At 68.7% G+C, this 15,635-nt stretch carries 16 protein-coding genes; 9 read left to right on the forward strand and 7 right to left on the reverse strand.

Annotated elements, in window-relative coordinates; genetic code table 11:
- Positions 1 to 66: 66 nt before the first annotated feature.
- Positions 67 to 2,082 (reverse strand): transketolase, encoded by a 2,016-nt coding sequence (gene tkt, locus CRJ03_RS10780; RefSeq protein ID WP_104018871.1) that lies wholly within the window; start codon positions 2,080 to 2,082, stop codon positions 67 to 69.
- Between the two features lie 202 nt (positions 2,083 to 2,284).
- Here tkt and CRJ03_RS10785 point away from each other — a divergent pair, with 202 nt between their 5' ends.
- The 3 genes from CRJ03_RS10785 to CRJ03_RS10795 are packed head-to-tail and all read left to right on the forward strand — an operon-like array spanning position 2,285 to position 3,622.
- On the forward strand, positions 2,285 to 2,836 hold the full coding sequence (locus CRJ03_RS10785) for a hypothetical protein (RefSeq protein WP_104018872.1): 552 nt from the start codon (positions 2,285 to 2,287) through the stop codon (positions 2,834 to 2,836).
- Positions 2,836 to 3,213, forward strand: coding sequence for a cell division protein ZapA (locus CRJ03_RS10790; protein ID WP_104018873.1), 378 nt, complete (start codon positions 2,836 to 2,838; stop codon positions 3,211 to 3,213). Before CRJ03_RS10785 ends, CRJ03_RS10790 begins: the two co-directional genes overlap by 1 nt.
- A gap of 52 nt (positions 3,214 to 3,265) precedes the next feature.
- Positions 3,266 to 3,622 (forward strand): DUF1499 domain-containing protein, encoded by a 357-nt coding sequence (locus CRJ03_RS10795; protein ID WP_165375309.1) that lies wholly within the window; start codon positions 3,266 to 3,268, stop codon positions 3,620 to 3,622.
- Here the strand turns inward: CRJ03_RS10795 and CRJ03_RS10800 are convergent.
- Positions 3,557 to 3,841 (reverse strand): hypothetical protein, encoded by a 285-nt coding sequence (locus CRJ03_RS10800; protein ID WP_104018874.1) that lies wholly within the window; start codon positions 3,839 to 3,841, stop codon positions 3,557 to 3,559. The genes CRJ03_RS10795 and CRJ03_RS10800 overlap by 66 nt on opposite strands.
- Before the next feature lie 189 nt (positions 3,842 to 4,030).
- Here CRJ03_RS10800 and prfA point away from each other — a divergent pair, with 189 nt between their 5' ends.
- The 6 genes from prfA to CRJ03_RS10830 all read left to right on the forward strand — a co-directional run bounded on the left by prfA (position 4,031) and on the right by CRJ03_RS10830 (position 10,290).
- Entirely contained in the window at positions 4,031 to 5,077 is a 1,047-nt protein-coding gene (gene prfA, locus CRJ03_RS10805; protein ID WP_104018875.1) for a peptide chain release factor 1, read from the forward strand.
- Positions 5,074 to 5,919: a peptide chain release factor N(5)-glutamine methyltransferase gene (gene prmC, locus CRJ03_RS10810; protein WP_104018876.1), complete on the forward strand. Its 846-nt coding sequence runs from the start codon at positions 5,074 to 5,076 to the stop codon at positions 5,917 to 5,919. Before prfA ends, prmC begins: the two co-directional genes overlap by 4 nt.
- A 215-nt stretch (positions 5,920 to 6,134) precedes the next feature.
- Positions 6,135 to 6,839: a DUF4167 domain-containing protein gene (locus CRJ03_RS10815; protein WP_104018877.1), complete on the forward strand. Its 705-nt coding sequence runs from the start codon at positions 6,135 to 6,137 to the stop codon at positions 6,837 to 6,839.
- A gap of 26 nt (positions 6,840 to 6,865) precedes the next feature.
- Positions 6,866 to 7,627, forward strand: coding sequence for an RNA methyltransferase (locus tag CRJ03_RS10820; RefSeq protein WP_104018878.1), 762 nt, complete (start codon positions 6,866 to 6,868; stop codon positions 7,625 to 7,627).
- 55 nt (positions 7,628 to 7,682) lie between these two features.
- Positions 7,683 to 8,822 carry a heme A synthase gene (gene ctaA / locus CRJ03_RS10825; protein WP_104018879.1) on the forward strand — a complete coding sequence of 380 codons (1,140 nt, stop codon included), beginning with the start codon at positions 7,683 to 7,685 and terminating at the stop codon, positions 8,820 to 8,822.
- Between the two features lies 1 nt (position 8,823).
- Positions 8,824 to 10,290, forward strand: a complete 1,467-nt coding sequence (locus tag CRJ03_RS10830) for a carboxypeptidase M32 (RefSeq protein ID WP_104018880.1) — start codon at positions 8,824 to 8,826, stop codon at positions 10,288 to 10,290.
- 44 nt (positions 10,291 to 10,334) lie between these two features.
- Here CRJ03_RS10830 and CRJ03_RS10835 read toward each other — a convergent pair whose 3' ends face one another.
- The 5 genes from CRJ03_RS10835 to CRJ03_RS10855 form a co-directional block, all read right to left on the reverse strand.
- Complete coding sequence (locus tag CRJ03_RS10835; protein WP_104018881.1) at positions 10,335 to 12,296, reverse strand: sensor histidine kinase; 1,962 nt, start codon at positions 12,294 to 12,296, stop codon at positions 10,335 to 10,337.
- A gap of 126 nt (positions 12,297 to 12,422) precedes the next feature.
- Positions 12,423 to 13,439 carry an extracellular solute-binding protein gene (locus CRJ03_RS10840; protein WP_104018882.1) on the reverse strand — a complete coding sequence of 339 codons (1,017 nt, stop codon included), beginning with the start codon at positions 13,437 to 13,439 and terminating at the stop codon, positions 12,423 to 12,425.
- Between the two features lie 66 nt (positions 13,440 to 13,505).
- On the reverse strand, positions 13,506 to 14,315 hold the full coding sequence (locus CRJ03_RS10845) for a metal ABC transporter permease (protein WP_104018883.1): 810 nt from the start codon (positions 14,313 to 14,315) through the stop codon (positions 13,506 to 13,508).
- Positions 14,312 to 15,079 (reverse strand): metal ABC transporter ATP-binding protein, encoded by a 768-nt coding sequence (locus CRJ03_RS10850; RefSeq protein WP_104018884.1) that lies wholly within the window; start codon positions 15,077 to 15,079, stop codon positions 14,312 to 14,314. The genes CRJ03_RS10845 and CRJ03_RS10850 overlap by 4 nt, the downstream gene beginning before the upstream one ends.
- On the reverse strand, positions 15,070 to 15,558 hold the full coding sequence (locus CRJ03_RS10855) for a Fur family transcriptional regulator (RefSeq protein ID WP_104018885.1): 489 nt from the start codon (positions 15,556 to 15,558) through the stop codon (positions 15,070 to 15,072). Before CRJ03_RS10855 ends, CRJ03_RS10850 begins: the two co-directional genes overlap by 10 nt.
- Positions 15,559 to 15,635: the final 77 nt, after the last annotated feature.

The raw sequence follows: 15,635 nt of genomic DNA on the forward strand, positions 1-15,635 counted from the left end.
CTTGCGGCACATAACCGGGGGCCAAGCTGTGGGGGGCGCGTCGGCGCCCCCCCCCCCGGTGTCGCCTCAGAGCAGCGATTTCACCTCGGCGGCCACCGCCTCTGCGGTGATGCCGAACTTCTCGTAGAGCACCTCGGCGGGCGCGGAGGCGCCGAAATCGTGCATGCCGACGAAGCCGCCCTTGTCGCGGCGGCCGCGCTCGCCGTAGAGCCAGCGATCCCAGCCGAAGCGGACCCCGGCCTCGACCGCGACGCGCACCGGCCCGGCGGGCAGGACGCGGCGGCGGTAAGCCTCGGTCTGATCCTCGAACAGCTCCCAGCAGGGCATGGAGACGACCCGCGTGCCGATGCCCTCGGCCTGCAACAGATCGCGTGCCTGCATCGCGATTTCGACCTCCGAGCCGGTGGCGAGGATGATCGCGCGGCGCTTGCCCTCGGCCTCGGCCAGCACGTAGGCACCCTGCGCGCTGAGGTTCTTGGTCTTGTGCGTGGTGCGCAGCGTCGGCAGGCCCTGGCGGGTGAGCGACAGAACCGAGGGCGCGTCCTTGGATTGCAGGGCCAGTTCCCACGCCTCGGCGGTCTCGACCGTGTCGCAGGGGCGGAAGACATGGGTGTTGGGCGTGGCGCGTGAAATCGCCAGGTGCTCGACCGGCTGGTGGGTGGGGCCGTCCTCGCCCAGACCGATGCTGTCATGGGTCATGACGAAGACGGTCGGCACCTTCATCAACGCCGCCAGCCGCATGGCGGGGCGGGCGTAGTCGGTAAAGCACATGAAGGTGCCGCCATAGGGGCGGATGCCGCCATGCAGCACCATGCCGTTCATCGCCGCGGCCATGCCGTGCTCGCGGATGCCGTAATGGATGTAGCGGCCCTTGCGGTTATCGATGTCGAACACGGTCATGTCGCCCGAGCGGGTGTTGTTCGAGCCCGACAGGTCGGCCGAGCCGCCGATGGTCTCGGGCATGATCGGGTTGATCACCTCGAGGACCATCTCGCTCGACTTGCGGGTGGCCACCTTGGGGGCTTCCTCGCTGATCTGCTTTTTCAGCGCGCGGATGCGGGAGGTGAGCTTGGCCGGCACCTCGCGGGCGAAGATGCGCGTGATCTCGGCCTGCCGAGTGGGCGAGGCGGATTCGAGCCGGGCGGCCCAGGCGTCGAACTCGGGCGCGCCGCGGCGGCCGATCTCTTCCCAGGCGGATTTGACGTCCGACGGGATCTCGAACGGGCCGTGGGGCCAGCCATAGGCGGTCTTGGCCGCGGCGAGCTGGTCCATGTCGGTGAGTGCGCCGTGGCCCTTGGAGGTATCCTGCGCGGCGTGGCCGAGCGCGATATGGGTCTTGCAGGCGATCATCGTGGGCAGATCGGACGCCTTGGCCGCGGTGAGGGCGGCGTCGATGGCGTCGGGGTCATGGCCGTCGATCTCGATCACTTCCCAGCCGCTGGCGCGGAAGCGCGCCACCTGATCGGTGCGATCGGCGAGGTCCACGCTGCCGTCGATGGTGATGTTGTTGTTGTCCCACAGCACGGTGAGTCGCGACAGGCGCTGGCGCCCCGCGAGGGTGATCGCCTCCTGGCTCACCCCCTCCATCAGGCAGCCGTCACCGGCGATCACGTAGGTGCGGTGATCCATCAGCTTGGGCCCGAAGCGGGCGCGCAGGGATTCCTCGGCGATGGCGAAGCCGACGGCGTTGGAAATGCCCTGCCCGAGCGGGCCGGTGGTGGTCTCGATGCCGCTGGCGTGGCCGTATTCCGGGTGGCCCGCCGTGCGCGCGCCCCATTGCCGGAAATTGCGGATTTCCCCGATCGTCATGTCGGCATAGCCGGTCAGGTGCAGCAGCGAATAGAGCAGCATCGAGCCGTGCCCCGCCGACAGGATGAAGCGGTCGCGGTCGGGCCAGTCGGGATTGCGCGGATCGAACTTGAGGTGCTTTTCATAAAGCACGGTGGCCACGTCGGCCATGCCCATCGGCATCCCGGAATGGCCGGATTTGGCGGCGGCGACGGCGTCGAGGGTCAGCGCGCGGATGGCCGCGGCTTTGGTCCAATGGTCGGGGTGCGCTGCGCGCAGGGCTGCGATATCCAAGGGGGCGTCCTTTGAGCGGTGTGGCGGTTGACCGCTCAATACCAGCCCGCACCGGGAATTCAAGCGCGGCGCGGCCCGTGGCGGCGGTGCGCGTGGCCGTTGGGGGGCGCATTTTCGCCCTGATGCGTCTAGACTTGATCGACACCTACCAGTCGTGCGATTCGTTGAGGTCAAGGACAGAAAGAAACGAGGGATCGGGGAGATGAACCAGATCGAGGAGTTGCAGACCCGGATCACCGCGGCGCTGGAGCGCATCCAGCGGGGCGTGGAGGCCCGCGCCGAGGCGGAGGCTGTGCGAAAGGACGATGACGCGACCGATGGCGCGGAGCTGGCCACCCTTCGGCAGGAGCTGGAGGATGAGCGGCTCGTGACCGCGCAACTGGAAGAGCGTATCCGGGTGCTGCATGAGCGGCTCGAGGAAAAGGAGGCGGCGCTCGCCGCCGCGCAGGACGGGCAGGGCGGGCAGGACGGGCAGGGCGCGCAGTCCGAGACGATGACGCGGCTCGATGCCGACCTGCAATCGCTGCGCGCGGCCAACGCGCAGCTGCGTGAAAGCAACGCGGCGCTGCGCACGGCGCACGCGGCGGGTGTGGCAGACCCGGACGCGATCAACGCCTCGCTTCAGGCCGAGCTTGACGCGCTGCGCGTGGCAAGGGACGCGGATCATGACGAGATCGCGGCCGTGCTGGCCGAGATCGACAGTGCGGTGGCCGGGGCCGCGCCCGGCGCAGCGGATCAGACGGAGGACGCGTGATGCCCGAGGTGACCATCGAGATCGACGGGCGGACCTTCGAGGTGGCCTGCCAGGAGGGTGAGGAGAGCTATCTCCGTTTCGCGGCGAAATTGCTTGACGAGGAGGCCGCGGTGCTGAGCGCACAGGTGGGCCGCGTGCCCGAGGCGCGGATGTTGTTGATGGCCGGGCTGATGCTGGCCGACAAGACCGCGGGGCTGCAGGACCGGCTCGCTACGGCGGAGGCCGAGCTGGAAAGCCTGCGCGCCACCCCCAAGCCCGAACCCGAGCGCGTGGAGGTGCCGGTGGTGCCCGAGGAGGTGGTGGACACGCTGTCGGAGATCGCCGCCCGGGCCGAGGCGCTGGCCGACACCGTCGACCCCCCTGGCGCCGGTGGCTGATGCCCTGCTGAAGCTCGTCGCGCTGGCGTTGCTGGTCGCGGTGATCGGCGTGATGACCTTTATCCGGCTGGCCCCGTCCGAGCCGATGCGCTGGCACCAGATGCCCGAGACGATCACCGACCGCGACCTCGAAGGCGGGGCGATGCGGCGCGCGGAGGGCGATCTGGCCGCGCTGGATGCGATCATCCGCGACACGCCGCGCACGCGGGTGCTGGCGGGGTCGGTGGAGCAGGGCATGGTGACCTATGTCACGCGCTCGCGCGTGTTCGGCTTTCCCGATTACACGACGGTGCGTCAGGACGGGAACATGCTGGAGATTTACGGGCGGCTGCGCTTTGGCCGCTCAGATCTGGGCGTGAACGCCGGGCGCATCGACGGCTGGCTCGGGCGTCTGGCCGAGGCTCGATGACAGGCAGCCGTCGCTGACCTTGCGCCAGATCGGCACGTTGAGCGACATGGCGCAGCGCGCCATGAACATCCGGCCATCCACGCGCAGGCAGGTCATCTCGCCCATTTCCACCCGTTCGCCCTGGCCATCGGTGCAGTAGCACTCCACCGTCTTGCCGCCGATGGTGGCGTCCGAAAGGGCCGGTGTGGCCGCGAGGATGAGGGGCAGGAGGTAACGCATTCGAAAAGTATAGCACGGGCCTGCGCCGGTCACCAAGGCACGGATGCGGGACCGAGCGTCGCACGAGCGGGAGGCCGGGGAGTGGGTATTTGAGCCAAGAAGAAGCGCGGGGCGGGGAGTGGCGCGGTGGGGGAGGGACGGCGATGCGCCCTTGACCGGGGCGGGACGATGGGACAGAGGATCGCGGTCATGGTGCCCTTGGACAGATTGCAGCGGATCGTGGAGCGTTTCGAGTATATCGAGGCGCAGATGGCGCAGGGCGGCGGCGATCTGGCGCGGCTGGGACGCGAATATGCCGAGTTGCGCCCCGTGGTGGAGGAAATCCGCACGTACCGGCAGGCGCTGGACGATCTCGAGGCGGCGCGCGGGATGCTCGACGACGCGGAGATGCGCGAGCTGGCCGAGGGCGAGATCGCCGGGATCGAGGCGAGGCTGCCGGAGATGGAGCAGGCGCTGCGGCTGGCGCTGTTGCCGCGCGACGTCGCCGATGCCCGGCCCGCGATCCTGGAAATCCGGCCCGGAACGGGGGGCGAGGAGGCCGCCCTGTTCGCCGCCGACCTGATGCGCATGTACGCCCGTCACGCCGAGGCGCGGGGCTGGTCCTTCGAGGTGATCGAGGAGCAGTGGAGCGAGCTTGGCGGTCTGCGAGAGCTTGTGGCGCGGGTGAAGGGCGAGGGGGTGTTCGCGCGGCTCAAGTTCGAATCCGGGGTGCACCGGGTGCAGCGCGTCCCCGAGACGGAATCGGGCGGGCGCATCCATACCTCGGCAGCCACGGTCGCCGTGCTGCCCGAGGCCGAGGCGGTGGACGTGGCAATTGATCCGAATGATCTGCGCATCGACACGATGCGGTCTTCGGGCGCCGGCGGGCAGCACGTCAACACAACCGATTCGGCGGTGCGGATCACCCACCTGCCCACCGGCGTGGTGGTCACGAGCAGCCAGAAATCGCAGCACCGCAATCGCGACATCGCGATGGACGTGTTGCGCGCGCGGCTTTTTGACATGGAACGGCAGAAGGCGCAGGGCGACCGCGCGGCGGAGCGGGCGGCGCAGGTCGGCTCTGGCGACCGGTCTGAGCGCATCCGCACCTACAATTTCCCTCAGGGGCGTGTCACCGATCACCGGATCGGGCTGACGCTCTACAAGCTCGACCAGGTGATGCAGGGGGACCTGGACGATCTGACCGACGCGCTCATCTCGGATGCGCAGGCGCGGCTGCTGGCCGAGGTGGAATGAGCGTGCGCGCGGCGCTGGCGATGGCGCAGAAGGCGCTGGCGGAGGCCGGGATCGAGGGCGCGGCGGGGGATGCGCGCGCGCTGGTGTCCGAGGCCGCGGGGGTGGCGCGCGACCGCCTGACGCTGCATCTGGGGGATGAGTTGGACGCGGGCGCGCGGGCGCGGCTCGACGCGATGCTGGCGCGGCGGGTGGCACGCGAGCCGGTGGCGCGCATCCTCGGGCGGCGGGTGTTCTGGAGGCGGGATTTCGCGGTGACGGCGGACGTGCTCGACCCGCGCCCCGAGACCGAGTGCCTGATCGCCGAGGCGCTGGCGGGGCCGGTGCCGGTGCGGCTCCTTGATCTGGGCACCGGGAGCGGCTGTATCGCGGTGACGCTTCTGGCGGAGTGGTCCGGCGCGCGGGGCGTGGCGACGGATATATCGGGTGCCGCGCTGGCCGTGGCGGCGGAGAACGCGGCGCGGTATGGGGTGGCGGGGCGGCTCGACCTGGTGGAGAGCGATTGGTTTGAAGGCGTGGCCGGGCGGTTCGACCTCGTGGTGTCGAACCCGCCCTATATCGCCGCCGCCGAGATGGCGGGGCTGGCGCCGGAGGTGGTGCGCCACGATCCCGAGGGCGCACTGAGCGATGGCGGCGACGGGCTGGGGGCCTATCGTGCGATCGCGGGCGGCGTGATGCCGCATCTCGCCCCCGGAGGGCGTGTGCTGGTCGAGATCGGCGCGGCGCAGGGGGCGCAGGTGGCCGACCTGTTTGCGCGCGCGGGGCTGGCGCAGGTGCGAATCCTGCCCGATCTCGACGGGCGCGACCGGGTGGTGGCGGGGCGGCATCCCGCCGAAACGGCGTGAGTTGCGGGAAAATACGCGGATTCTATGCGAAATACCGTGGTTTTCGCTTGTAAGGCACCGGCGGGCATGGTTAGACAGGGTATCGCTCAGATGGACCCCTCTTCGGGTGTCTCGGGCGATATCAAGCCAAGACATGTCCGATCCGGGATTGTGAGGCGCGCGGCGCGCCGGTCGGATCAAGCGGCACTCAGACCACAAGGCTGGACTGCAAGCATATGAGATCATCCAAGTCACGTTCGCGGAACAAGTCGAACCGCAACCGGTCCGTCGGCAATGTCGTCAACCGGGTCTTTGACAGCTCCGGCCCCGAGGGCAAGGTGCGCGGCACGCCGCAGCAGATCATCGACAAGTACACCCAGCTTGCCCGCGACGCGCAGCTCGGCAACGACCGGGTGGCGTTCGAGAATTTCCAGCAGCATGCCGAGCATTACCAGCGCATGCTCAACGAGGCGCAGCGCGAGCAGGAGGCGCGGCGCGAAGAGCACGAGCGCCAGAACCGCGACCGCCAGACCGACCGTGACCGCGACCGTGGCCCGCGCGAAGGTGGCCCGCGCGACCGCGACGCCCGGCAGGGCGAGGGTCAGAACGGCGATCCGGCGCGCAACCCGCAGCCCGACATCATCGATCCCGCCGAGTCGAACGACAGCGGCCTTGTCGAGACGCCCGAGGCCCGGGGTGAAAACCGGGGCGAAAACAAGGGCGAAAACAAGGGTGAAAGCAAGGGCGAAGGTGGCAACGCACCGCGCAAGCCCGCCCGCAAGCCGCGCAGCCGCAAGCCCGCCAAGTCCGGCGGTGATGATGGCAATGGAAACGGTAATGGCAACGGTAACGGCACCGAGGGCGGCTCTGGCGAGCAGGGCGGTCAGGGTGGCCAGGGCAACCCGAACCTGTCCGCGGGTCCGTCAGAGGCCGCGGAATAGGTGCGCGGGGCGTATCCTCTCGCTCGATGACCGGCCCGGCGATCCCCGACACCGACAGAATTCAGCCTGCCTTCGTGCTGGTGCGCCCGCAGATGGGCGAGAATATCGGCGCCGCGGCGCGGGCGATGTGGAATTTCGGCCTCGACCGCATGCGCCTCGTGGCGCCGCGCGACGGCTGGCCCAACCCCACCGCAGGCGCGATGGCGAGCGGCGCGGGGCGGCTGCTGGACGAGGCGGGGCTGTTTGACGACGTGGCGGGTGCGATTGGCGATTGCCAGTACGTGATGGCGACGACGGCGCGCGCGCGCGGTATGACCAAGCCGGTGCTGAGCCCCGAGCGCGCGATGCAGGAGGCTGCGCGCCGCATCGCTGCCGGAGAGCGGGTGGCGATGCTGTTCGGTCCCGAGCGGGCGGGGCTGGAGAATGACGACGTGGCCCGCGCCAACGCGCTGGTGAACGTTCCGGTCAACCCCGAGTTTCCCAGCCTGAACCTTGCGCAATGCGTGTTGCTCTGCGCCTACGAGTGGCGGCGTGCCACGGCCGAGGTGGTGGCCGAGCGCGTGGACATGGCCGGTGCCGACTGGGCCGAGCGGCAAGAGATCGAGCGTCTGGCCAACCATTACGAGGAACGGCTGGAGACGGCGGGGTTCTTCTTTCCCGAGCACAAGGCGGCGCGGATGCGGCGCAACCTGCGAAACATGTGGAGCCGGATGCCGCTGACGCGCGCCGATGTGCGGATGCTGCACGGGATCATGCGGCAGATGGTCCGCTGGGGCGGGCGCGGTTGAAGGCGTGCGGCGCGCGGCCTAATCTCTGCCGCGTCGGCAATTCAAGGGGCGGGGCATGACCGGGAAACGCAGCATTTTCGAGGAGGTGGGCGCGGATCAGCCCAAGGCCGGGCCGAAGGCGGGCGGCATCGACGCCGGGCGGCGCGGCGCGCGGCGCGGGATTCGCCTGTGGCTGATGCTGCTGTTTGCGCTGGTGGTGGTGATGATCGCCGTCGGCGGGCTTACCCGGCTCACCGATAGCGGGCTGTCGATCACCGAGTGGAAGCCGGTGACCGGGGCGCTGCCGCCGATGTCCGACTCCGTCTGGCAGCAGGAATTCGACAAGTACCGCGCGATCCCGCAATACGAATTGCTCAACAAGGGGATGAGCCTGGTCGAGTTCAAGGCGATCTACTGGTGGGAATGGGGCCACCGGCAACTGGGCCGGGTGATCGGCCTCGTATGGGCGCTGGGGTTCTTTGGCTTCCTGCTGGCGCGGCAGATCCCCAAGGGCTGGACCGGGCGGCTTCTTGGCCTCGGTGCGCTGGGCGGCGCGCAGGGCGCGATCGGCTGGTGGATGGTGTCCTCTGGCCTGGGCGACGGGATGATCGCGGTGGCGTCCTACCGGCTCGCCGTGCATCTCGGCCTTGCCTTCGTCATCCTCGGGCTGATCGCGTGGTACGTGATGGCGCTCGGGCGTGAGGAGCGGGAATTGATGCAGGCGCGGCGCGGGCGCGAGGGCAGGCTGTTCGGTCTCTCCACCGGCCTCATGCATTTCGCCTTTCTGCAAATACTCCTTGGTGCGCTGGTGGCGGGGATCGACGCAGGCCGTACCTATACCGACTGGCCGCTGATGGCCGGGGGTATCCTGCCGCCCGACATGATGGACCTGAGCCCCTGGTGGCGGAATTTCTTTGAGAACCCGGGCACCGTTCAGTTCATTCACCGGGTGAGCGGCTATCTGTTGTTGGCCTTTGGCGTGGTGGTCTGGCTGCGCGGACGGCGCAGCGCGCACGGGGTGACGCGGGGGGCATTCACAGCGGCGATCGGCGTGCTGGCCTTGCAGATGGTTCTGGGGATCATGACGGTCCTCTATATCGCGCCGTGGCAACTGGCCATCGCGCACCAATTCGTGGCTGTGGTGCTGTGGGTGCTGATCCTGCGGGCACGGTTCCTGAGCCAGTATCCGCGTGCCACGTCGCTGAGGGGGGCCTGAGATGGCAGCATATGACGATCTGATGGCGCTGGAGCGCGAAACGCAGGCGCTGGCGCAGGTCGCCGGGCGGCTGAGCTGGGATCAGGAGACGATGATGCCGCGCGGCGCCGCCGAGCAGCGCGCCGAGGAGAGTGGCGCGATGCAGGCGGTGCTGCATGCGCGGCGTACCGATGCGCGGCGCGGCGATTTGCTGGCCGAGGCGGAGAGCGTGGCCACGGATGAGGTGGCGTGCGCGCAATTGCACCATATCCGCCGCGATTACGATCGCGCGACGCTGGTGCCGGGCGACCTGGCGGTGGCGCTGGCGCGGCTGACGAGCCGGGCGCAGGGGCAATGGGCCGAGGCGCGCGCTGCCGACGATTACGCGGCGTTTGCGCCGGTGCTGGCCGAGGTGATCCGATTGAAGCGCGAGGAGGCGGCTGCGGTGGCGCGGGGGCGCGACCTCTATGATGCGCTGATCGACGATTTCGAGCCGGAGATGAATGCGGCGCGGCTTGACGAGATGTTTGCCGAGATGCGGCCCCGGCTGGTCGACCTGCGCGCGCGCGCGCTCGACCGCGACTGGCCCGTCCTGGACGCGCATTTCGACGAGCAGGCGCAACTGCGCCTGTCGCGCGAACTGGCGCGCAATTTCGGTTATGATTTCGCGCGCGGGCGGCTCGATATGGCGGTGCATCCGTTCTCGTCCGGCTCGGGCGACGATGTGCGCATCACCACGCGGGTCAGCGAGCATGACCCGTTCAACTGCCTCTATTCGACGATCCACGAGACCGGTCACGCCTGTTACGAGCAGGGGATCGACCCGGCCTATCGACTGACGCCCTTGGGGCAGGGCGTGTCGATGGGCGTGCATGAAAGCCAGAGCCGGATTTATGAGAATCAGCTTGGGCGCAGCCGGGCCTATACCGGCTGGCTGTTCGGACGGATGCGCGAGATGTTCGGCGATTTCGGGGTGGCGGATGCCGGGACGTTCTATCGCGCGGTCAACCGGGTGCATCGCGGCTATATCCGCACCGAGGCGGACGAGGTGCAGTACAACCTGCACATCATGCTGCGCTTTGACCTCGAAAAGGCGCTGATCGCGGGCGATCTGGGCGCCGGTGATCTGGAGGCCGCGTGGAACGACCGCTTTGCCGCCGATTTCGGCTATGCGGTGGATCGGGCCTCGAACGGGGTGTTGCAGGATGTGCACTGGTCGGTGGGCCTGTTCGGCTATTTTCCGACCTACAGCCTCGGCAATGTCTATGCCGGGTGCCTCTACCGCGCGATGCGCGGGGCGGTGCCGGACCTGGAGGCGCAGCTTGCGCGCGGCGAGACCGGCGGCGCGACCGCGTGGCTGCGGGCGCAGGTGCAGCGGCATGGCGGGCGGTATGCCCCGCCGCAGGTGATCGCGCGCGCCTGCGGCGGGGAAGAGCCGACAGCGGGGCCGCTGCTGGACTATCTCGATGAGAAATTCGGCGGGATGTGAGCGACGCCTCGCGCGCATCCCTGCAGATTCCCCCCCGCGCCCGGTCAGCGCGCCCCCTGCGCGGGCAGCCAGATGGTGAATTCGGCACCGTTCCGGGGCCGGTTGCGGGCGGTGATGATGCCGCCCGCCTGTCGGATCAGCGTCTGGCTTACTGAAAGGCCGAGGCCCGTGCCCTCGCCATGCCGGGTGGTGAAGAACGGATCGAACACCGCGGCGATCTTGTCCTTCGGGATACCCGGCCCGGTATCGCACACGACGAGCGCCGCGCCGGGGCGGTCCTCGCGCGCCATCGGGCGGGTCTCTATCATCAGCCGGCCGCCGGTGCCCATCGCCTGCGCTGCGTTGGTCACGAGGTTGATGATGACCTGCTGCAATTCGCCGGGGTTGATGGTGACGAGGGGGGTGTCGGGCGCCTCGGAGATGCTGACCTCTATCTCGGCCTTGGACAGGACGTGATCGACCAGCACGAGGCAGTCGCGCAGCACCTGGCCCAGGTCCACGTCTTCCTCGAAGCTGCCGAATTCGGTCGGGCGCGCGAATTGCAGCAGCTTGCCGACGATGGCGCTGATGCGGCCGACCTGCCGGTCGATGAGCCCAAGCTCGTGGAGCACCGGCTCTGCCCGGTCCCCGAGTGTTTCGCGGATCACGTCGAGATTGCCCTGGATGACGGCGGTGGGGTTGTTGATCTCGTGCGCGACACCGGCGGTGATCTCGCCGATGGAGGCGAGTTTCTCGGACATGACCAGTTGCTGATAGGTGCTTTCGAGCTTGGCATTCGCCTCGCGCAACTCGGCGGTGCGCTCATCGACGCGCTGGTTCAGTTCGTCGTTCCAGGCGCGCAGCGCGCGGTCGCGTTCCTGCACCTGGTCGAGCAGGCTGTCGAGATGGGCGGCCACGGTGCCGATCTCGTCGCGCGCGGGCACCGGGCCGATGCGCGCCTCGAGGTCGCCCGCCTCGACGCGGGCCATGGTCCCTGTCATCCGCTCGAGCGGCGCGAAGATATTGCGCGCAAGCCGCAGGAAAAGCGGCGCGCTGAGCGCGACCACGCCGAGAAAGGCGGTAAAGACAAGGATATAGGCGTTGCGCTTGGCCGCGTCGAACGGCGCCTGGAGAAAGCCCACGTAGAGCATGCCGATGCGGTCCCCGGTGCTGTCGATGATCGGGCGATAGGCCGAGATATACCAGTCATTGACCACGAAGGCGCTGTCGAGCCAGGTACGCCCGTCGTTCAGCACCGCGTGCCGGACCGCCGCCGACACGCGGGTGCCGAGCGCGCGGCTGCCCTCGAACAGCCGCACGTTGGTGGAGACGCGCACATCCTCGAGGAACAGGGTGGCGGTGCCTTGCCGCGCCCCCGGCGCGCCGCTGTCGCGATAGACGAGCGCGTTGATCGTGTCGATGAAACCGAGGTTGCGGTTGAGCAGGATGCCGCCCACCAGCACCCCCTCGCGCCCCTCGGTGGTGATCGGCGTGGCGCTGTGCACGACCATGCCGCGATCCTCGACCGTGCGCGTGGTGGGCACGGCGGCCTGCGTGGGGATGAGCGGCACAAGGGCGCGGTCGGCCAGTGCCGGGCCGGTTTCGGGGAGGGCGGCGAGGTCATCCTGCGCGAAGAGGTCGATCTCGGTGGCGGGCACCCCGGCGGCGGCGCGGGCGATCACCGGCCAGCCGGTTTCCCCCGCCCCCTCGCGGGGCAGGTAGTAGAGGAAATCGAGCCCCAGCGTATCGCGTTCCCGGGCGAGAAAGCCGGAGAGGTCGGCCCCGTCCTCGCGCAGCGCGCGGTCGAAGCGCAGCGACCGGGCGAGCGCGGTGACGTCGCCGCCGGTGGTGGTCAGGATGCGCTGCACATACTGGTCGGCCACCCGCAGGTCGGTTTCGACATTGGTGATGAGCAGTGCGTCGTAATTGGCCGACCACCGCCCGACCGCCACCGTCAGAAGCGCGGGCATCAGCACCACCAGGGGCAGCAGCGCGAGAATGAGCAGGCGTAGCCGAACGGATTTCATGCAAAAGGGCCGCGATCCCGTTTGGAGACCCCGACCCTAAAGCAATTTCAGAAGAAGTTGATAGCCTTTTTCGGTTCGAAATTGCGACTCCCCGGCATCATTGATGCGGATTGCGCAATTCGCGGATCAGTCCCAGCCGACCTCGTTGAAGATGGTCTGCGCGGTGGTCGCGTGCTCCTTGAAGGAGGAGGTGGGCGTATCGTTGTCGGGGATGAAGATGCCGAGTTGCGCCACGTGTTCGCCGATCGGCACACCGGCCATCACCGGGTACTCGTTGTTGGCGTTGGCGAATTGCGCCTGTGCCTCTGCGCTGGCAAGGTATTCCAGCAGCGCGGTCGCCTCGTCCTTGTTGGGGGCGTTGGCGGCGATGCCGGCGGCGGCGAGGTTGACATGTGCCCCGCGCCCGCTCTGGTTCGGCCAGACAAAGCCGACACCGTCGATACCCGAGGTGAGCCCGTCCACGTCGCTGGCGAGGCCGCGCACGTAGTAATAGGTGTTGGCCACCGCCACGTTGCATTCGCCCGAGACGATGCCGCGAAGCTGATCGGTATCGCCGCCCTGCGGCGCGCGTGCCATGTTGGCGACGATGCCGGCGGCCCAATCGCGGGCCGGTTCCTCGCCGTGGGTCTCGATGATCGAGGCCATGAGCGACTGGTTGTAGATGTTCGAGGACGAGCGGATGCAGACCTGGCCCTTCCACTTGGGGTCGGCAAGCTCTTCATAGGTTTGCGGCGGGTTCTCGACCCGTCCCCTGGAATAGAAGATGATGCGCGCGCGCTGCGACAGGCCGGTCCAGAGATTCTCGTCGTCGCGCAGGTGGGCGGGTACGTTGGCCTCGATCACCGCCGATTCGAACGGCTGAAGCAGCCCCCTTTCCTCGGCGCGCGAGATGCGGCCCACATCGACGGTCATGAACACGTCGGCTGGGCTGTTGGCACCCTCGGCCTCCATCCGCGCCATCAGCTCGTCGGCCTTGGCCTCGATGCGGTTGATGGTGATGCCGGTCTTCTCGGTGAAGGCGGCATAGAGCGCGTCGTCGCTGTCATAGTGACGGCTGGAATAGAGATTGACCTCCTGCGCGAAGGCAGGGGCCGTGAGGGCGATCAGCGCGGTGGCCGAGAGCGCAGCCTTGATCGGGTTCATCGGAAACTCCTCTTGCTTGGTCCGAGTATTTTTCTCGGGAATATCTCGCAAGTCTGACAGAATGAGTCAACGGTTATTTCCGATAATTCTACTCAGGCTATGGCCGGTCATGGTCAGCGCGAAAATGAGCGCAGCCACGCAAACGATGGTGGGGCCGGTGGGCGTGTCGAGCCGGAACGAGGCAGCGAGCCCGCCCAGTGCCGCCGCCCCGGCGATCACCGTCGCGATCAGGGCCATGCGCTCGGGCGTGGCCGAGAGCGGGCGGGCGGCGGCGGCGGGCACGATCAGCATGGCGGCGATCAGCAGCACGCCCACCACCTTGATCGCCACCGCCACCACCAGCGCCAGTGCCAGCGTCAGCACCATCTGCTCGCGCCGCGGGTCGATCCCCTCGGACCACGCCAGATCGGGGCTGAGCGTCGCGGTCAGCAGCGCCTGCCAGCGCCACACCAGCAGCGCCACGACCCCCGCCGCGCCGCCCCAGATCACCGCAAGGTCGCCCCGGCTGACGGCGAGGATATCGCCGAAGAGATAGGCCATCAGGTCGAGTCGCACGCCCGAGAGGAACGACACCCCCACCAGCCCGAAGGCGAGCGCCGAATGGGCCAGCACGCCCAGGAGCGTGTCCATCGCGAAGCCGCGCCCCGAGAGGGTGGAGACCGCGCTCGCCATCATCAGCGACATTACCAGCGCGCCGACAAAGACCGAAGCATCGAAGGCCAGCGCCAGAGCCACGCCGAGGATCGCGGCATGGGCCGTGGCATCGCCGAAATAGGCCATGCGCCGCCAGACGACGAAGCTGCCGAGCGGCGCCGCGGCCAGCGCCACGCCGAGGCCCGCGAGAGCCGCGCGCACGAGAAAATCATCGAGGATCATTCGGCGGCCTCGTGGCTGTGATCGTGGTTATGGTCGTGGTCGTGGTCGTGGTCGTGGTCGTGCGAGTGGCCGTGCTCGTGGCGGTAGAGCGCGAGCGCGCCATGGGTGCCGGTGCCGAAGAGGGCGCGGTACTCCTCGGCCTGCGCGACGATCTCGGGGCGGCCCTCGCAGCAGACGTGGCCGTTGAGGCAGATCACCCGGTCGGACGCGCTCATCACAACGTGCAACTCGTGGCTGACCATCAGCACCGCGCAGCCCATCTCCTGGCGCACCTCCTCGATTCGGCGGTAGAACGCCGCCGACCCCGGCTGATCGAGGCCCTGCGTCGCCTCGTCGAGGATCAGCAGGTCGGGGCTGTCCATCAGCGCGCGCGCCAGCAGCACGCGCTGGAACTGCCCGCCGGAGAGGTCCGCCATCTGACGGTGGCGCAGGTCGGGCAAGCCCGCGCGGTCGAGCGCGGCGCGCAGGTCGCTCGCGGCGCGGCGGCGGGGCAGGGCGAGAAACCGCATCACCGTCATCGGCAGGGTCGGGTCGATGTGCAGGCGCTGTGGCACGTAGCCGATGCGCAGCCCCGGTGCGCGGCGGACATGGCCGCGACTCACCGGCACCGCGCCGATCAGCGCGCGCAAGAGCGTGGACTTGCCCGACCCGTTGGGGCCGACGATGGTGACGATCTCACCCGGCTCGAGGCTGAGCGAGACATCGTGCAGCACCTCGGCGCGGCCAAGGCGCACGGAGAGGCCGGTGGCGGCGATCAGCGGCATGGCGCGGCCCCGTCGCGGCAGCGCGGGCAGCGGCCTACGGCCTCGACCACCGCCTGTTCGATCTCGAATCCGGCGGCCTCGGCGGCGGCGCCGAGCATTCCGCGCGCCGGTTCGGCATGGGTCTCGGCGACCGCGTCGCAAATTCGGCAGATGAGGAAGGCCGGGGTGTGCGTGGCATCCGGGTGGGTGCAGGCGATGAACGCGTTGAGCCGCTCGATCTTGTGGGCGAAGCCGTTGGTCACGAGGAAATCGAGCGCCCGGTAGGCCACCGGCGGCTGTGCCCCGAGCCCTTCGTCGCGCAGCGTGTCGAGAATTTCGTAGGCCCCCATCGCGCGGTGCCCCTCTAGCAGGATTTCGAGCACGCGGCGGCGTTGGGGCGTGAGATTGAGCCGGTGGCGCGCGCAATGCGCCTCGGCTGCATCGAGCGCCTCGCGCTTGCAGCGGTGATGGTCGTGATGCTCGAATCCGAGTGTGTGCATGGCGGTCTCCAGCGGTCGATTGCGGCTTGATATGTTACATCATAACGATTATCAACCCCGGCAGATATGTAATAAGG

This window comes from Roseovarius nitratireducens, from assembly GCF_002925845.1.
In the GTDB taxonomy this organism is placed as follows: domain Bacteria; phylum Pseudomonadota; class Alphaproteobacteria; order Rhodobacterales; family Rhodobacteraceae; genus Roseovarius; species Roseovarius nitratireducens.